Origin of the sequence: Actinacidiphila acidipaludis, assembly GCF_019890725.1 — a bacterium.
Lineage (GTDB): Bacteria > Actinomycetota > Actinomycetes > Streptomycetales > Streptomycetaceae > Actinacidiphila > Actinacidiphila acidipaludis.
The window spans coordinates 22432-41904 of the sequence record NZ_JAINZZ010000022.1 but is presented as its reverse complement, the minus strand read 5'-3'; the positions used below and the strand labels follow the sequence as shown (position 1 = coordinate 41904).

Below are 19473 nucleotides of genomic sequence, written 5' to 3'. Positions count from 1 at the left end.
TCTCCCCTCTTCCCCGCCCTGTTCCGCCCGACGAGAAAGAGACCGCCCACACCGTGTCATCCCAGCCCAGCAGTACCGGAGCCGTTCCCCTCGAGGACGCCGCACAGCCCGCTCCCCCAGGCGGCGGACGCGTCGTCCGGCACGCGGCGGCCACGGCAGGAGCCACCACCGCACCCGTCCGCCCGTTGCTCGTCCCCGGGTGGTTCGCGGCCGTCATGGGAACCGGGATCGTCGCCAACGCGGCGGTCACCCTGCCGGGGAGTTCTCCCTGGCTGCATGCCGCGGCCAGGGTCGTCTGGGTGGCGGCCGCACTGCTGCTCGTCACGCTGACGGTCGGCTACCTCCGGCAGCGGGCACTGCGGCAGCACACCGCGGACCCGATGCAGATGCAGTTCTTCGGCGCCCCGGCGATGGCCCTGATGACCGTCGGCGCGGGGGCGCTGCAGCTCGGCCGGCCGGTGATCGGGGCGCGGGCCGCGCTGGACGTCGACTGGGGCCTGTGGTCGCTGGGAACCGCGCTGGGCATCGTCACCGCCTGCACGGTGCCGTACGTCATGGTGACGCGGCACCGCTTCGGGCCCGACGCGGCGTTCGGCGGCTGGCTGATGCCGGTGGTGCCGGCGCTGGTCTCGGCGACGACCGGTGCCCTGCTGGTCCCGCACGCGCCCGCCGGCCAGGCGCGGCTGGCGCTGCTCAGTGGCTGCTACGCGCTGTTCGGGCTCGGTGTGGTGACGGTCCTGCTGGTGCTCGCGATGCTCTACAGCCGGATGGTGCACCACGAGGCGCCGACGGGCGCGGTGGTGCCCACGGTGTGGATCGGGCTGGGGGCGCTGGGCCAGATGGTGACGGCGCTGGGCGTGCTGGCCGGCGTCGCTCCCGGCGTGCTGCCCACTTCGTCCGCCCGCGGTGCGGCAGCCGTGGCGCTGCTGGGCGGACTGGGGGTGTGGGGTTTCGCGGCGCTGTGGCTCACGCTCGCCGCGGCGCTGACGGTACGGGAGTTCCGGGCGGGGCGGCTGCCGTTCGCACCGACCTGGTGGTCGTTCATCTTCCCGCTCGGCGCCTTCGTCACCGGGACGAGTGCCCTGGCCGCCCGCACGGGCTCGCAGATGTTCTCGGGTTTGGCGGTCGCCCTGTACATGCTGCTGATCGGCGCCTGGTCGGCGGTGTCCGCCCGCTCGCTGGCCCACGCGGCGGCGCACACGGGCCGGGCGGCACACCGCCGTCCGCGCGACTGAGCCCGGCGGTTCGGGATGGTGCCGTCCGGGTGGTGCCCGCGGGAGAGGGATCCTCTCCCGCGGGCACCCGCCGTCAGTGCAGCAGTCCGAGGTCGACGGCGTCGGCCATCGCCTGCATGCCGGCCGCGTTCGGGTGGAGGTGGTCGCCGGAGTCGTAGCGGGGGTCGAGGGAGGTGGGGTCGGTCGGGTCGGCGACGGCTTGGTCGAAGTCGACGACCCCGTCGAAGGCTCCACCGGTGCGGATCCAGGTGTTGACCGACTGGCGGAGGGCCTCGGCCGAGTCGCTGTAGTAGCCGTTGCCCCTGTCCGGCAGCAGGGTTCCGCCGATGATCCGGACCCCGGCGGCGTGCGCCTGGCCGATCAGGGTGCGATAGCCGTCGATCAGGTCCTGGGCGGTGAGCGGGCCGCCGCCCGGGCGGGCGTTGTTGCCGATGTCGTTGATGCCTTCGAGCAGGATCACGTCCCGGACGCCGGGCTGGCCGAGGGCGTCGTGGGCGAACCGCTTCGTGGCGCTGACGCCCTGCCAGATGTTCGGCACGTCGGTGAGCACGCGGTTGCCGCCGATGCCGGCGTCCACCACGCCCATCGGCCGGGTGCCGGCCAGCCTCCTGGCCAGGTCGTCGGGCCAGCGCCGGTACGCCCCCGTCGGGGTGTTGTACCCGTCGGTGATGGAGTCACCGAACGCCACGACGGTGCCGCGGGCGTCGGGTGAGATGACGTCCAGCCCGGAGAGGTAGTACCAGGAGGTGGTCGCCGCGACGTAACTCCCGTCGCCGGCCTCGGCCGTGTGGTCGCCCGCGGAGGACACGTACGTGGTGTCGAACGCGTCGGAGTGCCAGGTCGCGGAACTGGTGGCGTCCGGCAGGTAGACGCTGACGAGGACGTTCTGGTCGGCGCTGACCGTCATCGGAACCGGGTCGCTGACGACCTCGGCTCCGGCGGCGATGGTCACCGACGCGTGGTGGCCGAAGGTGACCGCGTGCTGCGTGCCGGGCGCGGCGGTGGCGCGGTCCGCCTGGTCGGCCACGTTCGCCGCCCCGACGGTGAGCGGGGTGGTGCCGCGCAGGTTCGACAGGTGGATGCGCAGTCCGTGCCCGCTGACGCTGGAGTGGACGACCATGCGCAGGGTCCGGTTGTCGAAGGCCGGCCCGCCGATGGTCATGCTCGGCGACCAGGCCGCCACGCGCGGGCCGTTCGGGGCCTGCGCCTGCTCGGCGGTCGCACCTGCCGCCGCGGGCGCGGCGGGTGCGGCGGGTGCGGCGACGAGCAGGGCGGCCACGGCCGCGGTGACCGCCGCCAGCACCGGCATCGTCCGCTTGTTGACGAGGAACATTCTCTGCCTTTCTTCGGCTGGTGACGGAGCGTCAGCTCAGCGTGAATCCGTCGACGAGGAGGTAGGAGCCGCTGAGTTTGGTCACCGTCAGCGTGTGCGGGCCGTCGGTCAGACCGGAGACGGACCAGAGCTTCTGCTGGGCGTGGCGCTCGGGAGTGGCCGCGCTGACCGTGCCCTTGGCGACACCGTCGAGGGTGATGCCGATGTCGCCCTCGTCGGAGTTGGTCTCGGTGAGGAAGCCGACGCCGGTGCCGGTGAAGCTGATCGTGGCGGAGGCGCCGTCGTGCTGGGCGTAGTGCACGCCGTTGTCGAGATCGCCGACGCCGCGTGATCCGCTGGACGACCAGCTGCCGCTGTAGGACACCCGCAGGTCGTCGTCGTCGGCCACCGCTCCGGGCGGGGTGCCCGGTCCCGCGGCGGCGATGATCGCCTGGGCGGCGGCGGGCCAGTTCCCGTCGTCGACGACCGTGGCCTGCTGGAAGGAGATGTTCGTGCCGTTGTTGTTGTAGGCGGCGGTGTCGGACCAGTTGTCGTGGATCGCGTCGTCGTGGATGCTCGGCGTCCACAGGTTCACCCACAGCGAGCCGTTGCCGTAACGCACCAGGTTGTCATGGGTGTTCCACTGCGAGCTGCCCTCGTCGTGGTAGATCATGTTGCATCCGTCGATGCACTCGGCGAGCACGTTCCCGGTGAACTCCGACGGCGACGACAGGCCGCCGAGGGTGTAGATCGGCCCGCCGTCGAACAGCGCGCCCATGACGCTGTGCACGTGGTTGCCGACGATGTGCTCGTCACCCGCGTAGCTGGTGCCGTGCGCGCACGGGGTGGACAGGCCCTGCTTGGCCTGGAGGGTGCAGTCCGAGGCCCAGCCCCATCCCCAGCCGATGGAGATGCCGGAGTACGGCGTGTAGCCGACGTCGTTGTGCGACAGCGTCGTGCCGCGGCTGTACCCGACCCAGATCCCGACCGCGTCGGCGTACTCCTGGCCGGGGAACCGCACGACGCTCCGGGAGACCGTGTTGCCGCTGGTCATCAGGGCCGGATCGGTCTGGTAGTAGTCGTCGACCTCGCCGATGGCGACGCCGGTGCCGGCGGTGTCGCTGATCGTGCTCCCGGTGACCGCGGAGTCCTGGGTCTGGTCGGCCAGGTCGATGCCGCTGGTGCCGGTGTGCGCGACGGTGTCGCCGTCGAAGGTGATGCGCTGCCCGCGGTGCACCTGCAGGGCGGCCGGGATGCGCGTAGGGGTGCGCGTGGTCGGGTCCCAGAGCACGCCGGCCTGGTTGTCGATGTAGCCCGCGGCGCTGGGGGCGGTCCACGCGGTGCCCGTGAAGGTGAGGCCGGAGAAGGTGATGTCGTGCACCGGCGTGACCGCGTCCGGGATCACCGTGAAGCCGTCCACCAGCAGATACGTCCCGCCGGTCTTGACCACACGCAGGGTGTGGGTGCCCTTGGCCAGGCCGGTGACCGAGACCATGGCCTGCTGGGCGAGCCGCACGGGGCCGTTGCCGGAGACCGTGGAGACCTTCCTGCCGTCGACGTAGACGTCCGCACTGCCCTCGTCGTCGTTGGTCTCCGAGAGCATCTGGATGCCGGTGCCGTCGAAGGTGTAGCTGACGGCGTCGCCGTCGGCCGAGGTGTAGTGCACATCGGCGTTCAGGTCGCCGAGGGGCCGGCCGCCGGAGTATCCCCACGAGCCGGTGTAGACCGCGCGCCAGTCGGTGTCGTTCAGCGGTGCGAGGTGGCCCGGTGTGCCGGAGACGTCCACCAGCTGCTGCGCCTGGGGCAGTTCGACGTCGGCCTTGGCCAGGTCCTCGCCGGGCCGGGGCACGTAGTACAGGTAGCCGGCGTTCTGGTCGATCCAGAACTGGCCGGGCGTGCCGAGGAGCTGGTAGGCGTTCTCCAGCCAGGTGATGCCGTCGAGGGTGGGCAGGCCCGCGCCGTTGAACGGGAAGCCCGGGTGGGGCACCGAGGTGTGGTTGCTGTTCCAGCACGCGGGGTCGACGGTCAGGTCGGAACCGCCGGACGCCGAGGGCGTGATGGAGGCCAGCGGGCAGCGCATCTGCTTCCAGCCGCTGTCGCGGACCACCTCGACGTGGGCGGGATCGGTCCACCGGGTGTACGATGCGTCGGCCGTGGTGAACCCGGTGGCGGTGACACTGAAGCCGGAGGGGTCACGCGTACCGCGGTCGCGGTCCGCCCGCACGCCGTCGACGAACAGTTCGCGGGCGGCCGTGCCCGCGGGCACCTTGGCGCGGTAGATGTTCTTGGCGGCGTCGACCCGCGTGAACCCGGTGACCCGGACGGCTCCGGTGAGCACCGGCGTCTGTCCGGCGGCCGCACGGTAGACCACCGGGTGGCCGGGCCGGCCGGAGTCCTGGACGCCGAGCCGGAACGGGCCGGTCAACCGGTAGGTCCCGCCCTGGAGTTCGACGGCGACGTCCCCGGCTGCTCCGGGAACGAGCTTCCTCGCCTGGTCCCGTGCGGTGTCCAGCGCGCACGGACTCTGCGTGGTGCAGGCCGTGCCGTGGCCGTCGGGTGCGACATGCAGCACGTCGGTATGCGAAGCGGCCTCGGCCGGCAGTCCGCCCGACACCCCGAAGGTGGCGGCGGCGACGGCCACAAGGCATGCGAAAACAGCCCTGCGCATATGAGTTCTCCAGACGGCGGGCAACAGTGATCGGGTGAGACGTCCCATGAATGTACGGGGACAACCCCCGATCTTCCTAGGCCTGCCCCGGAGTTTTCGCCCCGGAGATCCGACCTTTCCCGAGCCTTGGCCCAAACGGGCACTGCCGGTTGACGCACACTCAGGAGCCGTCCGGAGCACACAGGGAAGGCGCGATTGCCATGTCCACAGCGACTCGGGATCCTGTGGGAATGTGGTTCGGCCGGCGTTGACCCCTGTGTGAAAGTGGTGGAAACGGTGGAAAGCAAACGGTCCTTGCGTCCGGACACCCGCGGCGCCCTGGCCCTGATTCTGGCCGGCGCGTTGACCGCCGTGCCGGCGGTGTTGTGCCCGGTGCCCGCCCAGGCGTCACAGACCACCATCCACAACGCGGACCCGAGCGTGATCAGAGTCGGCGGCACCTACATCAGCGCGGAGTCCTCCGGCGGCGGCATCGCCGTACGGGAGGCCTCCTCCCCCGGCGGCCTCGGTGCGGCGGCCTCCCACAAGGTCTGGTCGGACACCAAGGGCCGCGGGGAGGTGTGGGCCCCGGAGATCGTGGTGGACGGCGGCCGTTACTACATCTACTTCACGTCCGGCACCGGATCGGCCCACCGGATGTACGTGATCAGCTCCGCCACCGCCGACAGCGGCTACGGCGCCGAGACCGAGCTCGCCCTGCCGGACGACAAGTGGGCCATCGACGGCACCATGTTCACCTTCAACGGGCAGCGGTGGTTCGTCTGGTCGGGCTGGGCGGGCGACACCAACGTCGAGCAGAACCTCTACGTCGCCCGGATGAGCAGCCCCACCACGCCGACCGGAGCGCGGTACATCATCTCGCAGCCGCGCGAGAGCTGGGAGCGGGTGGTGGGCAACCCGTACATCAACGAGGCGCCGGCGGCCATCAAGGACCCCGACGGCCAGCTCCACATCGTGTACTCGGCCAACGGAAGCTGGAGCGACCAGTACTGCATGGCCGATCTGCGACTGCGGTCCGGCGGCGACCCCACCTACGTCTGGGACTGGTACAAGTCGAACGGCTGCCTGTTCGGCTCCCACGCGGCCACGATGATGCCGGGCTGGGACCCGACCCTCTACGTCGACGGCCCGGGCAGCCACAGCTTCGTACTGCTCGACGGCGACATCGGCACCAGCCCGCCCGCCGGGCCGAAGTTCCCGCTGATGTTCACCGCGGTCCCCAAGGGAACGCCGTACTCCTGGTCCAACCGCTACTGGTTCACGGGCAGTTTCTGCTGGTGGGGCAACACGACCTACACCCGGGCGAACGTCCCGGGCGCCACCAGCAACAGCGGGTGGGGCCTGAAGTTCTTCGAGTGACGCCGCGTCGGCCGTGAGCGCCGAGTCCCCCGTCGGGGGGCTCGGCGCTCACGTTGTGCGACCGGGGGCTTGTGCGCCGCCTGGGCGAGGGGTAGCGTGCGCCGCATCATTTCAACGTTGCAAAGCGACTGGCACCTCCGCTCATTTCAACGTTGCAATGCTTCTGCCTGCAGCTCTTCGGCAAGGAGTCGTCCGTGAACCACAGGACACTGTTCGCTGCCCCTTCGGTCCCCGGCGACTCCGTTCGGTACACGCCCGCCGCCCGTCCGGCGACGGAAGACGCGCGGTGCGGCGCGGCACCGGCGCGAGCCGGGGCCTGAACGCCGCCTGAGCCAAAGGCCCGCCCCGAGCCGCCGGCCCTTCCCCCCGCTCGATCACCCGACCCGACCCGTCCTGAACCAAAGGAACGAGTGACCCATGTCCGAGCACCACACCAGCCGGGAGCGCCGGCCGCACGGCCGGCCGGCCCGCTGGACCGCGGCCGCCGGTGCGGCCGTGCTGGCCGCCGCACTGCTGACCGCCTGTGCGGGGACCGACAGCAGCAGCGCGTCGCCCGCCACCGGCGGCGGCAAGGCCTCCGGAGGCGCCGGCTGCGCGGCCGGCGCGACGCCGCTGACCTTCTGGGGCTGGTCCGCCGGCTACGACCTGGCGGTGAAGAAGTTCAACCAGACGCACCCCGGCATCTGCGTGAAGATCGAGAACGCCGGTGCGGCCGGTGACGAGTACACCAAGCTCACGGACGCGCTGAAGGCCGGGTCCGGCACCCCGGACGTGGCCCAGGTCGAGTACCTCGAGGTCCCGTCGTTCGTGATCACCAAGAGCCTGGTCGACCTGTCGCAGTACGGCGTCAGCTCGGTGCGCAAGGACTTCGCACCGGTCGCCTGGTCACAGGTGACGCAGGGCTCGGCCCAGTACGCGATGCCCGTCGACCTCGGACCGCTCGCCCTCTACTACAACTCGAAGGAGTTCGCCGCGCACAGCGTCCAGGTGCCCACCACCTGGGCGGAGTTCGCGACCGCCGCGGACAAGCTGCACGCCGCCGACCCCAAGGCCGCGATCACCAACTTCGACCCGGTGAGCGCCCAGGACGTGCTGGCCCTGATGCAGCAGTACGGCGCGTTCCCGTTCTCCTACACGGGCGGGGCCACACTCGGCATCCACTTCACCGGCGCCCGGCAGACGGCCTTCGCGAACTTCTGGCAGGGCCTGATCGACAGGAAGGAGGTCACCACCACCGCCGACTTCTCCCCGGCGCAGTGGGCGGACTTCGACAACGGCGCCGACGCCTCCCGGCTGAGCCCGGCGTGGGGACCGGTCGGCATGCAGGGCAGCATCAAGAAGACGATCGGTGACTGGCGTACCGCGCCGATCCCGACCGTCGCCCCGGGACAGCAGCAGTCCGGCAACTGGGGCGGTTCGACCCTGGTCGTGGTCAAGGGCACCCCGCACGCCAAGGAGGCCGCCGAGTTCGCGCAGTGGTTCGGGGCGTCCGCCGACTCGTGGAAGATCCTCAGCGGCAGCGTCGGCGGGGCCTTCCCCGGCTATCTCCCGCTGCTCGACGACGCCGAGTTCCAGGCCACGACGCTGCCGATCTCCGGGACCGACACGCCCAACAAGGTGTTCGCCCAGGCAGCCCAGCACATGCAGAGCCCGCAGTGGCCGCCGATCATGACCGCCGCCCTGACCAAGTGGACCTCGGTCTTCGCCGGGGTCACCAAGGGCAGCGAGACCCTGCCGCAGGCCTTCGCCGCGTTCCAGCAGCAGATGGTCGCCTATGCCAAGGACCAGGGCTTCACCGTCACCGAGGGCTGAGAGCAAGAGGACCAGAGCACGTGACACACATACCCGCCTCACGCCCGCGCGGCCTCGGCCGGCGCGGCAGCACCCGCCAGTGGCCCGGCGCGGTGTTCATCACTCCGCACATGCTGGCGCTCGCGCTGTTCATGCTGGTGCCGACCGTGTACGCGGTCTACGACAGCCTGCAGACCACCCGGCTCATCGGCGGTACGCACTTCTCGGGCATGGCCAACTACCGTGCCGTGCTGCACTCCGCGGAGTTCTGGGAGGGCGTGCGGCGGGTGCTGCTGTTCGCTGCCGTGCAGGTGCCGCTGACGATCGGTCTCGCGTTCCTGTTCGCGGCGGCCTTCGACGCCGGCATCGTGAAGTACAGCAGGTTCTTCCGGACCGTCTTCTTCCTGCCCTTCGCGGTCCCGGGCGTGGTGGCCGCGCTCATGTGGTCGTTCCTGCTGCTGCCGGGCTTCGGCCCCTACGCCAAGCTGGCCGACGGCATCGGGCTGGGGCACGTCGATTTCTTCTCGTCGCGGATGATCCTGCCGACGATCGTGGTCATCGTGCTGTGGGAGTGGACGGGTTACAACGTCACGATCATCTACACCTCCCTGAAGTCGGTGCCGCAGCAGATCACCGAGGCCGCGATCATGGACGGGGCCCGGCTGGGCACGATCATCCTGCGGCTGAAGCTGCCCATGGTGTGGCCGACGATCACGATGCTCTTCTTCCTCAACACCGTCGGCGCGCTGCAGTTGTTCACCGAACCGTCGATCCTGGCGGCGTTCCAGCCCCAGTCCGTGTCGTTCGGATTCACGCCCAGTCTGTACGTCTACAACACCGCCGTCGGCAGCGGCGACTACAACCTGGGAGCCGCTGCCGCCGTCGTCCTGGCCCTGATCATCGGGGCGTTGTCGCTGGGCGCGTTCGCTCTTCGCCGCCGCAGGGGGGAGTTCGCATGAGCAGCCCGGCACACACGGGCAGGGGCTCTCGCCGGGCCAGGAAGCAGGGGGCGGCCGACCACGTGCCCATCCACCTGTACGGCCTGCGGCGCGGGACGGTCACCGTACTGACGCTGATCTGCGGGGCGTTCGCGGCCTTCGTCCTCGCGCCGATCGCCTGGCTGGCGATCAACGCGACGAAGACCCAGGCCAATGTCTACGGAACCCCTGGGTTCTGGTTCGCGCGCCCGTTCCACCTCTTCCAGAACCTGTCCGCGCTCGGTCGGAACATCAGCGGCGCCGGCGTCTACCTGCAGTGGCTGGGCAACACCCTGCTGTACGCGGCGGTCGCCGGACTCGGGTCCACCCTGCTGTCGGCGCTGGCCGGCTACGGCTTCGCCCGCTTCCGGTTCCGCGGCGCCAACGCCCTGTTCTACCTGGTGATGTCCACGCTGCTGGTGCCCATAACCTCCGTGGCGCTGCCCCTGTTCCTCGTCTACGCCAGGGTCGGGCTGGTCAACTCCGTCTGGGGGATGATCCTGCCCAGCATGGTCTCCCCCGTCGGGATCTATCTGATGCGCACGTACATCGACGCCTCGGTGCCCGCCGACCTGATCAACGCCGCCCGGATGGACGGCGCGAGCGAGACGCGGATCTTCGTGCAGATCGTGCTGCCGCTCACGGTGCCGGGTCTGGTCACCGTGCTGCTGCTGACCGTCGTCGCGGTGTGGAACAACTACTTCCTGCCGCTGATCATCTTCAGCCGCAGCCGTCTGTACCCGCTCACCGTCGGTCTGTCGTCGCTGTCGCGCCAGGCGGAGACCGGTTCGAAGGCCGAGCTGGTACCCGTCCTGATCACCGGTGGGCTGGTCACCGTCCTTCCGCTCATCGTCCTCTTCCTGTTCCTGGAGAAGTACTTCCGCGGTGGCGCTCTGCAGGGCAGCACGACCGGCTGACGCCGTTCCCCGCCGGGACCCGCCGCACACCCCGGACACCGCCGTCCCACACCACCGCTGTTTCCCCACGATCACGTCCCACGCGACCCCCCGTGTTCATCGTCGCACGCGCACGTCGCCGCACCCTTGGAGCCACCGTGTCGCCCGAGTCCGCCGTCCGCCCCGAGTACCCCCGCCCGCACTTCGACCGCTCACACAGCTGGCTGAGCCTCAACGGCGCCTGGGACTTCACCCCCGATCCCGGGGGAACCGCCGCACACCACCTGTCCTCGCACGGCGACGCGCCGTGGCCGCACACCGTCACCGTTCCCTTCGCCTGGGAGACGGAGGCCTCCGGCGTCAGCCTGCAGTGGCTGGAGTACGGCTGGTACCGGCGCACCGTGACCGTCCCCGGCACATGGGCCGGGCAGCGGACCGTCCTGCACTTCGGCGCCGTCCACCACATGGCCCGGGTATGGGTCGGCGGCGTGCTCGTCGCGGAGCACGAGGGCGGTTACACACCCTTCGAGTGCGACATCACCGACGCGCTCGCCGGCCGGACGTCCGCCACCGTTCTGGTGCGGGTCTGGGCGCCCACGGACAAGCGCGCGATCGTGCACGGCAAGCAGCGCAGCATCCCCCGCGACGACTACGACGACTGCGCGTTCACCCCGACCAGCGGCATCTGGCAGCCGGTGTGGCTGGAGGCGCGGCCGGCGACGTACCTCGAGGCGGTCGCGCTGGCACCTGCCCCCGGTCTCGACGCGATCACCGCGGACATCACCGTCACCGGCCCCGCCGCAGCGCAGAGCAGACTCACCGTACGGCTCGACGACGGTCCGGCACTGCGGACGGTCACCCCGGACGCCGAAGGCCGGGCGACGGTCACCCTGCCGATCGCCTCCCCGCGCCTGTGGAGCCCCGACGACCCCTTTCTGTACGGCGTTTCGGTGCTGCTGGAGTCGGCGGACGGTAGCGACCGGGTCGCAGCGACGACCGGTCTGCGCCAGGTCGAGACGGACGGGCCGCACCTGTACCTCAACGGGGAACGCCTCTACGTCCGCGGTGTGCTGGACCAGGGCTACTGGCCCGGCACCGGGATGACGGCGCCCGACGAAGCGGCCTTCGTCACCGACCTGGAACTCGCCCGGGCGGCCGGCTTCAACCTCGTGCGCAAGCATCTGAAGCTGGAGGACCCGCTGTTCCTCCACCACGCCGACCGGCTGGGCATGCTGGTGTGGGCCGAGCCCGCCAGCACCGGGCGCTGGTCCCCGGAGGCCGCCGACCGGTTCGCCGCCCAGATCGAGCCCATGGTGCGCCGCGACGGCAACCACCCGTCGATCGTCATCTGGGGTCTGTACAACGAGGAGTGGGGCCTGGACTGGGACGTGCCCGGCGACCCCGCCAAGCAGACATCGGTCCGTCAGGCGTACGGCCTGCTCAAGAGCCTGGACGCGAGCAGACCGGTGGTGGACAACTCCGGCTGGACGCACGTCGCGACCGACCTCGTGGACTGGCACATCTACGACGAGACGCCGGCCGGCTGGTCGGCGAAGGTCCGCGCACTTCTCGTGGACGGCGCCCGCAGCTTCCCGGTGGGGCTGGGCGGCGGCCGGGTCGTCCAGAAGCGAGTGATGGCCGACGGGGGTCCCGCCCCGGCCGTGCCCAACCTCAACAGCGAGTTCGGCGGCGGGAAGACGAGCGTCGAGCGCGGCTGGAACCTGCGCTGGCAGACCCTCGAGCTGCGCCGGCACGACGTCCTGTCGGGCTATGTCTACACCGAGCTGTACGACATCGAGCACGAGATGGCGGGCCTCTTCGCCTTCGACCGGTCCCGCAAGGACCTGGGCGGCCACGACCCTCTCGAGACCAACGCCCCGACGGTGCTGGTCGCCGACGTCGAACCGGCCGCGCCGGGACGCGACCTGATCACGGGCACCGACCGCAAGGTCGCCTTCGATGTGCGGATCTCGCACCACGGAACGGCGCCGTTCGAAGGCTCCGTGGCCGCGGTGTGGGGCCCGGCGCTGGGAGCCGGGGCAGAGCTCGGCGCCGGCGACGACTCCCTGTCCGCGCCGGCCGGTCCGGTGCGGGCCGAGCCGTACCGGCTGAGTGCCCCGGTGCGGATCGCCGCCGTCCTGCCGGAGGGTGCCGGGGCGGCCAGGCTGCACCTGCTGGCCATCGAGCACGGGAAGGTGGTCGCCCGGTCCTGCGTCGACGTCGCCGCGGCCGACACGGACTGACATGCTGTCGTGCGAACTCGGAGCCGCCGGCCGGCGCCTCGCCGGCCGGGCTCCGGGCCCGCGGTGCACGCGGCTCGCCGACCGGCGCACCGGCGAGCCGACGCATCCGCGGCCGACGTGTTGCAGATTTCCGAAAGGAGCGCGATGGCCACGACCCGGCTTCGCGACGTGGCCGAGCGCGCGGGCGTGTCGGTCCGGACGGTGTCCAATGTCGTCAACGGCTACGCCCGCGTCGCCGAGGAGACCCGGCGGCGTGTGGAGGAGGCGGTCGCCGAACTCGGCTACCACCCCAACCTTCTGGCCCGCAATCTCAAGCGCGGCCGCACCGGCCTGATCGCCCTCGTCGTTCCCGAGCTGGACGTGCCCTACTTCGCCGAACTGGCGCGCTCGGTGGTCGGCGAGGCCCGGCAGCGCGGGTACACCGTCGTGATCGACCAGACCGACGGGGAGCCCGACCGCGAGCGGGAGTTGATCATGCACGGTGCCAGTGCCGCTCTGTTCGACGGCGTCATCCTCAGCCCACTGGCGCTGTCGCAGGCCGATCTGGCCCACCGGGACGCCGCCGGTCCCCTGGTCCTGCTGGGCGAGCGGATCGCCGCCAGCCCGTACGACCACGTGGCCATCGACAACGTCTCGGCGGCCGCGGCCGCCACCGAGCACCTGCTCGCGCTCGGCCGCACCCGCGTCGCGGCCATCGGCGACCAGCCCTACGACACCGGCGAGACTGCCCAGCTGCGCACCCGGGGCTACCGGATGGCGCACGAGGCGCGCGGACTCTCCGTCGACCCGTCGCTGACGGTCGCCACGCCCAGGTTCCACCGGCAGGAGGGTGCCGCGGCCATGGCGCGGCTGCTCGACCACCCGGACGGGCCGCCGGACGCGGTGTTCTGCTACAACGACCTCCTCGCGCTCGGCGCCATCCGTACCCTCCTCACCCGCGGAGTGCGCGTCCCCGAGGACATCGCCGTGGTCGGCTTCGACGACATCGAGGCGGGCCGGTACAACACACCGACGCTGACGACGATTTCACCCGACAAGGCGATGATCGCCCGGCTGGCCGTCGAACGACTGGCCCTGCGGCTCGACGGCCCTCCGGCCGGTGAACCCGCCGAGCTGTGGGCGTCCTACACCCTGGAGGTTCGGGAGAGCAGCGGCGGCTGAGGTTTCGGGAACGACCACGGATCCTGGCCCGGCGGCCACTTCATGAAGGTCACATGTTCAACCACGCACGCACCTCGGGCTACGGTGTGCGCCGGAGGTGGCCATGCTGGAAGTTCTCGGGCTGGATCAACCGGCTGAAACGCTGTATTTCGTTCTGGTGGACAACCTGCCTCTGTCCATAGAGGAGTTGGCCCGCCGCACCGGCATCGAGCCGGACGTGGTGGCCGCGGCCATGGTGCGGCTGGAGGACGGAGGGCTGATCTCCCGGCTGCCGGGCAGCCCGCCGAGCTACACCGCGCTGCCGCCGGGGCACGCGCTCGAGGTGCTGCTGCTGGCCAGGGAGCGGGACATCCAGCGGGTGCGGGCCCTGACCGAGCGCCTGACCGACCGGCACCGGGACGCACGGCGCGACCGCGACTCGTCCTCCCTGATCCAGGTGATCACCGGCCGGGACGGCGTCGCCCGCTGCGGGCAGCAGCTGTTCAACCGGGCGGAGAAGGAGCTCCGGGGCATCGACGCGCCGCCCTACGCGGAGGCCCGCGACGGCGCGCGGGTCAACTCCGCGGCGGTGATCCGCGGCCGCGGCATCCGCAGCCGCTTCATCCACGCCCGGGACAGCCTCAACACCCCCGGTGCGATGGGGCGGGTGGAGGAGGACATCGCGGCGGGCGAGGAGGTGCGGTTCGTCCCCGAGGCGCCGATGAAGCTGATCATCGCCGACGACCAGGCCGCGCTGATCCCGCTGCTCGCCACCCCGCAGGTGCTCGACGCCTGCATCCTGGTCCACCCCTCGGCACTGCTCGACGCGCTCTCCACGCTCTTCGAGTCGCTGTGGGCCCAGGCGCAGCCGTACATGCCGGGACGCAGCGCACCGGTCGGAGCGGACGAGTTCGTCAACGACGAGGAGCGCCGGATCATCTCGATGCTGGCGATGGGCATGCCGGACGAGACCATCGCGCGTCAACTGGGCATCGGCTACCGCACGGTGCAGCGCAGGGTGCAGGCGCTGCTCACCCGGCTCGGAGCGGCGAGCCGGTTCCAGGCCGGCGTGCTCGCCGCCAGCCGGGGCTGGTGGACTCCGGAACCGGTGAAGGAGACGGCGGGCGAGGGCCGCGGACCGGACGCTGAGCCTGGGGCCACCGGTCGCTCAGCGAGCCCGACAACGCTGTCATAGGGCGGGCGCGCACGTCGGGGACGGGCGGGCAGGCGGTGAACATCCCGCCCGCCTGCCCGCCGCACGCGATCCGGCGGCCGCACCTCGTGCGGCCGCCGGGCTCGGCGCTACTGGTGCAGCAGGGCGAAGTCCGCGGTCACCGTCCCCTCGGCGACGAGGTGCACGGTGCGGGTCGCCGGGCGGTAGCCCGTCGCCGCCGCGATGACCGTCAGCGGGTTGTTCCTGGCCGGCAGCCACACCGCGTAGCCGCCGTCGGGCCCGGTGGTCACCGGGACGTCGCCGTTCTTGGAGTCGATCTCGACCACCGCGCCGGCCAGCGGCCCGCTGGTGCCGTCGGCGGCGCGGCCGGTGACCGTACCGGTCAGCAGCCCCCAGCCGGCGGGCGGGACCACGGTCATGGTGACCGGCAGCGAGACCGAGCCGTACGGGGTGTCGCTGTCCACGATCAGCGCGGCCCGGTGCGCGCCCAGGTCGGCCGAGGTCATCGCCCCCGCGTCCAGGGTCACGCGGACCGTGACCGAGCCGCCGGCCTTGACCGTCAGCTTCGCCGCCGAGGGCGTCAGCCACGGCACGTCGGCGTGCGGCTGGTCGTAGCCGGCCAGCTTCTGCACCGACGCCTGCGGGATGCTGTACGCGTTGGCGCCGCCGATCAGGTACCAGCCGGGGGCCGACTGGGCGTCCAGGACCGGGTTCGCCAGGTTCGGCAGCGCCGACCAGGAGTCGGAGGCCGGGTCGTAGGCGTGCGCCTCGTTGGTGAGCGCGTCCGCGCTCACCTCCACGCCGCCGGCCACCAGCAGCTTTCCGTCGGCCGCGGTGCCGGAGGCGCCCCAGACGTCGGTGGGCGCGTCGGCCACCCGGTGCCAGGTGCCCTTGGCGGGGTCGAGCGCGTAGGTGTGGACGGTGTCCTGCGGGGCCTGTCCGTCGGGCTGGTACACCCCGCCGGAGCAGTAGACGATGCCGTCGGCGGTGCCGCACGCCGGGAAACCGATCGGCTCCGGGTAGGGAGCGCCCGCCGACCAGGTGTCCGTCGCGGGGTCGTAGACCTGCACGTCGTTGTAGCCGCAGTTGAACAGGTCGCAGCCGCCGATGACGTAGAGCTTGTCGCCGGCCACGGCCGATCCCGAGGCGCCGTAGGCGGTCGGGATGTCGGCGATCTGCGACCAGGAGTCGGTCGCCGGGTCGTAGACCTCGCCACCCGCGATCGGGTTGCCCGCGGCGTCCCGCCCGCCGGTGACGTAGAGCTTGCCGCGGATGAATCCGTAGGCCGGGGAGAAGCGTTTGGTGGTGGGGGCGGCGAGCGTCTTCCAGGTGCCGGCCGTGGCGTCGTACGAGGCGAACGAGCCGCTCCACACGCCGCCGGGCGACTCGCCGAGCCCGGCGTAGAGGGTGCCGTGGTCGACCGCCGCGACGCCGCCGAAGGACGCGGCGGGCAGGTCGGTGAGCGGCTGCCACGCCTGGTCGGCCGGTGCGGCGGCGGAAGCGGACGCCCCGGCCGTGGGCGCGGCCCCGGTGGCCGCCGCCGGCGCGGCCTTCAGCAGGTCGTGCGGTGTGATCGCGGTCGGCGTACGGCGTGCCGCGGGACCGGCCGCCCCGGACTTCGGGCCGGCCAGGTTCTGCTCGCCGAGCGAGAACGTCGCGGGCGAGCCCCCGGTGTTGCGCACCTTGACGTCGACGGTCCTGCTGCTCCCCCAGGCCACGTTCGCGTTCACGGCGGAGACGCTGTACCGCAACTGGGCGGGGTGCAGGGCGAAGTCGGCCGCCGTCACCGCGCCGGGCCGGACGTCGACCTTGGCGGTGACCGCCGGGTAGCCGAAGCCGGGCAGGCCCGCGGTGAACTGCTGCTTGCCGGTACGGCTGGAGAACAGCCAGTACAGGCCGTCCCCGACGGCCGGGTCACCGGGCGAGGCCACGCTGCGGCCGGCGTCGGACGGGGCGGCGACGCCGTTCACCGTCGCGCCGAGCACGCCGGCCCGGGTGTTGGCGTCGGTGACCTGGCCCACGACCAGGCCGCCGGGCCGGGTGACGAGGGTCGGGGTGCCGACGGCCACGTTGTCGATCTGCCAGATGCCGGTGAGCGAGCCGGTGAAGTGGAACCGCAGCCGCACCGAGGACTTCCCGGCGTAGGCGGTCAGCGGCACATTCTGGTGCGAGGGGCCGCCGAGGACGTCGGTGTGGTGCCACACGGTGGTCCAGGTCGCGCCGCCGTCGGTGCTGGCGTCGACGTCGGCCGTCAGGTCGCCCAGCCGGTACAGCGACGGCAGGGCGGTGTCGAACTGCAGCGCGGGCTTGGTCTCGGCGCTGAAGTCGTAGACAGGGCTGATGAGTTCGGTGTCCGCGGGCGCCCAGCCGAGCGCGAAGTCGTCGACCTCGGCGAAGCGGCCGGTGCCGCCGGTCTGGTTGCCCCGGTTCAGCGGGTCGTCGAACTGCCAGCCGCCGGCGGAGGTGTTGTTCTTGACCGTCCACCCGTCGGGCGCCGCCGCGGTGGCGAAGGGCTCCAGCCCGCCGCCGTGGTAGTCCGTCTCGTAGCCGGGCGGGAGCGCTCCCGTGGTGCTGAGCGGGAGGGCCAGGTTCACGGTGCGCGGGCCGGTGCCCACGTCGACGGTGGAGGCCGCCTGCTGGTAGCCGGTGTAGAGCGCGGTGGCGTGCAGGGTGTAGCTGCGGTTCATCGGGACCCGCAGCGAGTAGCGGCCGGTGGCCGGGTCGGTGAAGACGGTTCCGGGCACGCCGTCCACGGTGAGCTTGGCGTACAGGCCCCAGCCGTGGCCGCCGCCGTCCGTGACCGTGCCGGAGATCTCCTGCGAAGGTACGGCGGTGAGGGCGGCGTCCTGGGTGAGGGCCGCGCCGTCGTCGACGCGCACCTGCCCGAGGTCCTGGTCCGCGTAACCGAACGCCGAGACCGTCAGCGGGTAGCTGCCCGCCGGGACGTCGAGCCGGTAGCGCCCCTGGGCGTCGGTGGTCGCGTGGTAGTCCCCGAGGCTGACGGCGGCTCCGGTGATCGGCTTCCTGGTGGCCGTGTCGCTCACCGTGCCACTCACCGCGCCGTGCGGGCCGGGCTTGAAGGCGGCGACGCCGATGGGCGTGCCGAGGCCGGTCGGGCCGTCGTAGCCGGGCTGCGCGGCGCAGGTGTAGGCCGGCGTGCAGTCGGGGACCGTGCCGTAGCCGCAGAGCGAGGCGTCCGAGCAGCTCGCGTCGTCGCCGCGCGTGATGTCGTTGAGCGCGCCGGGCTGCTGGTAGGGATAGGCAGCGGGGTAGGTGCCGTCGACGGGGGTGCCCGCCAGCGCGTAGACGCCGGCGATGATCGGCGCCGACGCGGACGTGCCGCCGTAGACGTTCCAGCCGCCGTCGGAGAAGGAGTTGTAGACCGCGACACCGGTGGCCGGGTCGGCGACCGCGCTGACGTCGGCGACCGAGCGCCCGGCGCAGTCGACGCCGGCCTGGAAGGACGGCTTGGGCTCGACGGCCGAGCAGCCGGAGCCGGTGGCGCCCCAGTGCGGTCCGTCGGAGTTGTACGTCACGCCGTTCCAGACCGACTCTCCCCACCCGCGGGAGCTGCCGTCGCGGACCAGCGAGGTGCCGCCGACCGACGTGACGTAGGGCGACGAGGCGGGGTAGCTGACGCCGTAGCCGTCGTCTCCGGAGCTGAACACCACGGCGACGCCGGGGTGGTTGAAGTAGGCCTCGTCGTAGGCCAGGTCGTCCGTGCTGTCGCCGTACCCGCCCCAGGAGTTGGAGACGTACTTCGCGCCCAGGGACACCGCCGTGTTCACCGCGGTGCCCAGGTCGTCCGAGGTGGTCGCGTCGGCCTCGACGAGCAGGATGTGGGCCTGTGGCGCGACGGCCGAGACCATGTCCAGGTCCAGGGATATCTCGGCGCCCCAGCCCTCGTCGGCGGCAGGGAAGGCCGCGCCGCCGTGCTCGTCGACCTTGCGGAAGCAGCCGTTGTCGGACGTGCAGGCCGGCAGGCCGTACTGCGCGCGGTAGACGGCCAGGTCGGACTCGGCGTTCGGGTTGTCGTAGGCGTCGACGATCGCGATGGTCGCGCCGGCTCCGCCGTCGGCGGGCAGGTCGTAGGCCGACCGCAGGTCGGCGGGCGCGTAGCCGTCGGGCGCGACGGCCGTTCCGGCGGTGTCGCGCCGCACGCCGAGCGCGGCGGCGTGGCCGGTGCGGCGCAGCGCGAAGCAGGTGAAGTGCCCGGGCTTCGGAGTACCGCAGGCGGGCGCCGCGGTCACCTTCCCGGTGGCCGACTGCGGTGCGGCGAGGGCCTGTTGGGGCAGAAGCACCGCGAAGAGGGCGAGGACGGCGGCGGCCACGGCGGCGATGTGCCGCCGTGTGCGCCGGCCCGCGGATGGGCGTTGGACTGGCAAGGGGACTCCAGGAGTGACGGCTGCGGAACCTCGCGGGGTGATCGGGGATCCGGGAGAGGGACGCGGGACGGTTGGAGCCCGAGGAGGCGGACTGACCAGCACAAAGGTCCAACTGGCGTGAATCACCGGTCAATGCGGGCCGCTGGCGGCTTGCCGCCGTGACGTGTTCACGCCCCGAGCCGGACAGGCGGGAACCAACGGGGTCTCTGATGCGTCAACTCATGAGTAGGGGTTGTGTGTTCACTCCGCAATCCCCCAGAAACCCCCATCATTCCTCTTCCTTCCGCCACACC

The 19473-nt window shown here is 71.8% G+C and carries 11 protein-coding genes; 8 read left to right on the top strand and 3 right to left on the bottom strand.

What is annotated here, in order from left to right; translation table 11 throughout:
• Positions 1 to 53: 53 nt before the first annotated feature.
• The gene (locus K7862_RS18730; protein ID WP_308012057.1) at positions 54 to 1235 is read left to right on the top strand and encodes a TDT family transporter; all 1182 of its coding nucleotides are present in this window, start codon (positions 54 to 56) and stop codon (positions 1233 to 1235) included.
• Positions 1236 to 1308: 73 nt separating this feature from the next.
• Here the strand turns inward: K7862_RS18730 and K7862_RS18725 are convergent, their stop codons facing one another.
• Both K7862_RS18725 and K7862_RS18720 read right to left on the bottom strand, forming a co-directional pair.
• Positions 1309 to 2568 carry an SGNH/GDSL hydrolase family protein gene (locus K7862_RS18725; RefSeq protein ID WP_222963890.1) on the bottom strand — a complete coding sequence of 420 codons (1260 nt, stop codon included), beginning with the start codon at positions 2566 to 2568 and terminating at the stop codon, positions 1309 to 1311.
• 31 nt (positions 2569 to 2599) lie between these two features.
• The gene (locus K7862_RS18720; RefSeq protein WP_222963888.1) at positions 2600 to 5215 is read right to left on the bottom strand and encodes a hypothetical protein; all 2616 of its coding nucleotides are present in this window, start codon (positions 5213 to 5215) and stop codon (positions 2600 to 2602) included.
• Between the two features lie 327 nt (positions 5216 to 5542).
• Between K7862_RS18720 and K7862_RS18715 the strand changes: the two genes are divergently transcribed.
• The 7 genes from K7862_RS18715 (at position 5543) to K7862_RS18685 (ending at position 14816) form a co-directional block, all read left to right on the top strand.
• Complete coding sequence (locus tag K7862_RS18715) at positions 5543 to 6574, top strand: glycoside hydrolase family 43 protein (protein WP_222964020.1); 1032 nt, start codon at positions 5543 to 5545, stop codon at positions 6572 to 6574.
• Between the two features lie 417 nt (positions 6575 to 6991).
• Entirely contained in the window at positions 6992 to 8386 is a 1395-nt protein-coding gene (locus tag K7862_RS18710; RefSeq protein WP_222963886.1) for an ABC transporter substrate-binding protein, read from the top strand.
• A gap of 20 nt (positions 8387 to 8406) precedes the next feature.
• Complete coding sequence (locus tag K7862_RS18705; RefSeq protein WP_308012056.1) at positions 8407 to 9324, top strand: carbohydrate ABC transporter permease; 918 nt, start codon at positions 8407 to 8409, stop codon at positions 9322 to 9324.
• On the top strand, positions 9321 to 10259 hold the full coding sequence (locus K7862_RS18700) for a carbohydrate ABC transporter permease (protein WP_222963884.1): 939 nt from the start codon (positions 9321 to 9323) through the stop codon (positions 10257 to 10259). Before K7862_RS18705 ends, K7862_RS18700 begins: the two co-directional genes overlap by 4 nt.
• Positions 10260 to 10396: 137 nt before the next feature.
• Complete coding sequence (locus K7862_RS18695) at positions 10397 to 12481, top strand: glycoside hydrolase family 2 protein (RefSeq protein WP_222963882.1); 2085 nt, start codon at positions 10397 to 10399, stop codon at positions 12479 to 12481.
• Positions 12482 to 12625: 144 nt separating this feature from the next.
• Complete coding sequence (locus K7862_RS18690) at positions 12626 to 13642, top strand: LacI family DNA-binding transcriptional regulator (RefSeq protein WP_222963880.1); 1017 nt, start codon at positions 12626 to 12628, stop codon at positions 13640 to 13642.
• 103 nt (positions 13643 to 13745) lie between these two features.
• Entirely contained in the window at positions 13746 to 14816 is a 1071-nt protein-coding gene (locus K7862_RS18685; RefSeq protein ID WP_222963878.1) for a helix-turn-helix domain-containing protein, read from the top strand.
• A gap of 107 nt (positions 14817 to 14923) precedes the next feature.
• Here the strand turns inward: K7862_RS18685 and K7862_RS18680 are convergent, their stop codons facing one another.
• Positions 14924 to 19126, bottom strand: coding sequence for a carboxypeptidase regulatory-like domain-containing protein (locus K7862_RS18680; protein ID WP_308012055.1), 4203 nt, complete (start codon positions 19124 to 19126; stop codon positions 14924 to 14926).
• Positions 19127 to 19473: the final 347 nt, after the last annotated feature.

Bases quoted from the DNA above. Each gene is read 5' to 3' on its own strand.
- K7862_RS18725 (WP_222963890.1), bottom strand. From the start codon at position 2,568: ATGTTCCTCGTCAACAAGCGGACGATGCCGGTGCTGGCGGCGGTCACC.
- K7862_RS18720 (WP_222963888.1), bottom strand. From the start codon at position 5,215: ATGCGCAGGGCTGTTTTCGCATGCCTTGTGGCCGTCGCCGCCGCCACC.
- K7862_RS18710 (WP_222963886.1), top strand. From the start codon at position 6,992: ATGTCCGAGCACCACACCAGCCGGGAGCGCCGGCCGCACGGCCGGCCG.
- K7862_RS18700 (WP_222963884.1), top strand. From the start codon at position 9,321: ATGAGCAGCCCGGCACACACGGGCAGGGGCTCTCGCCGGGCCAGGAAG.
- K7862_RS18690 (WP_222963880.1), top strand. From the start codon at position 12,626: ATGGCCACGACCCGGCTTCGCGACGTGGCCGAGCGCGCGGGCGTGTCG.
- K7862_RS18685 (WP_222963878.1), top strand. From the start codon at position 13,746: ATGCTGGAAGTTCTCGGGCTGGATCAACCGGCTGAAACGCTGTATTTC.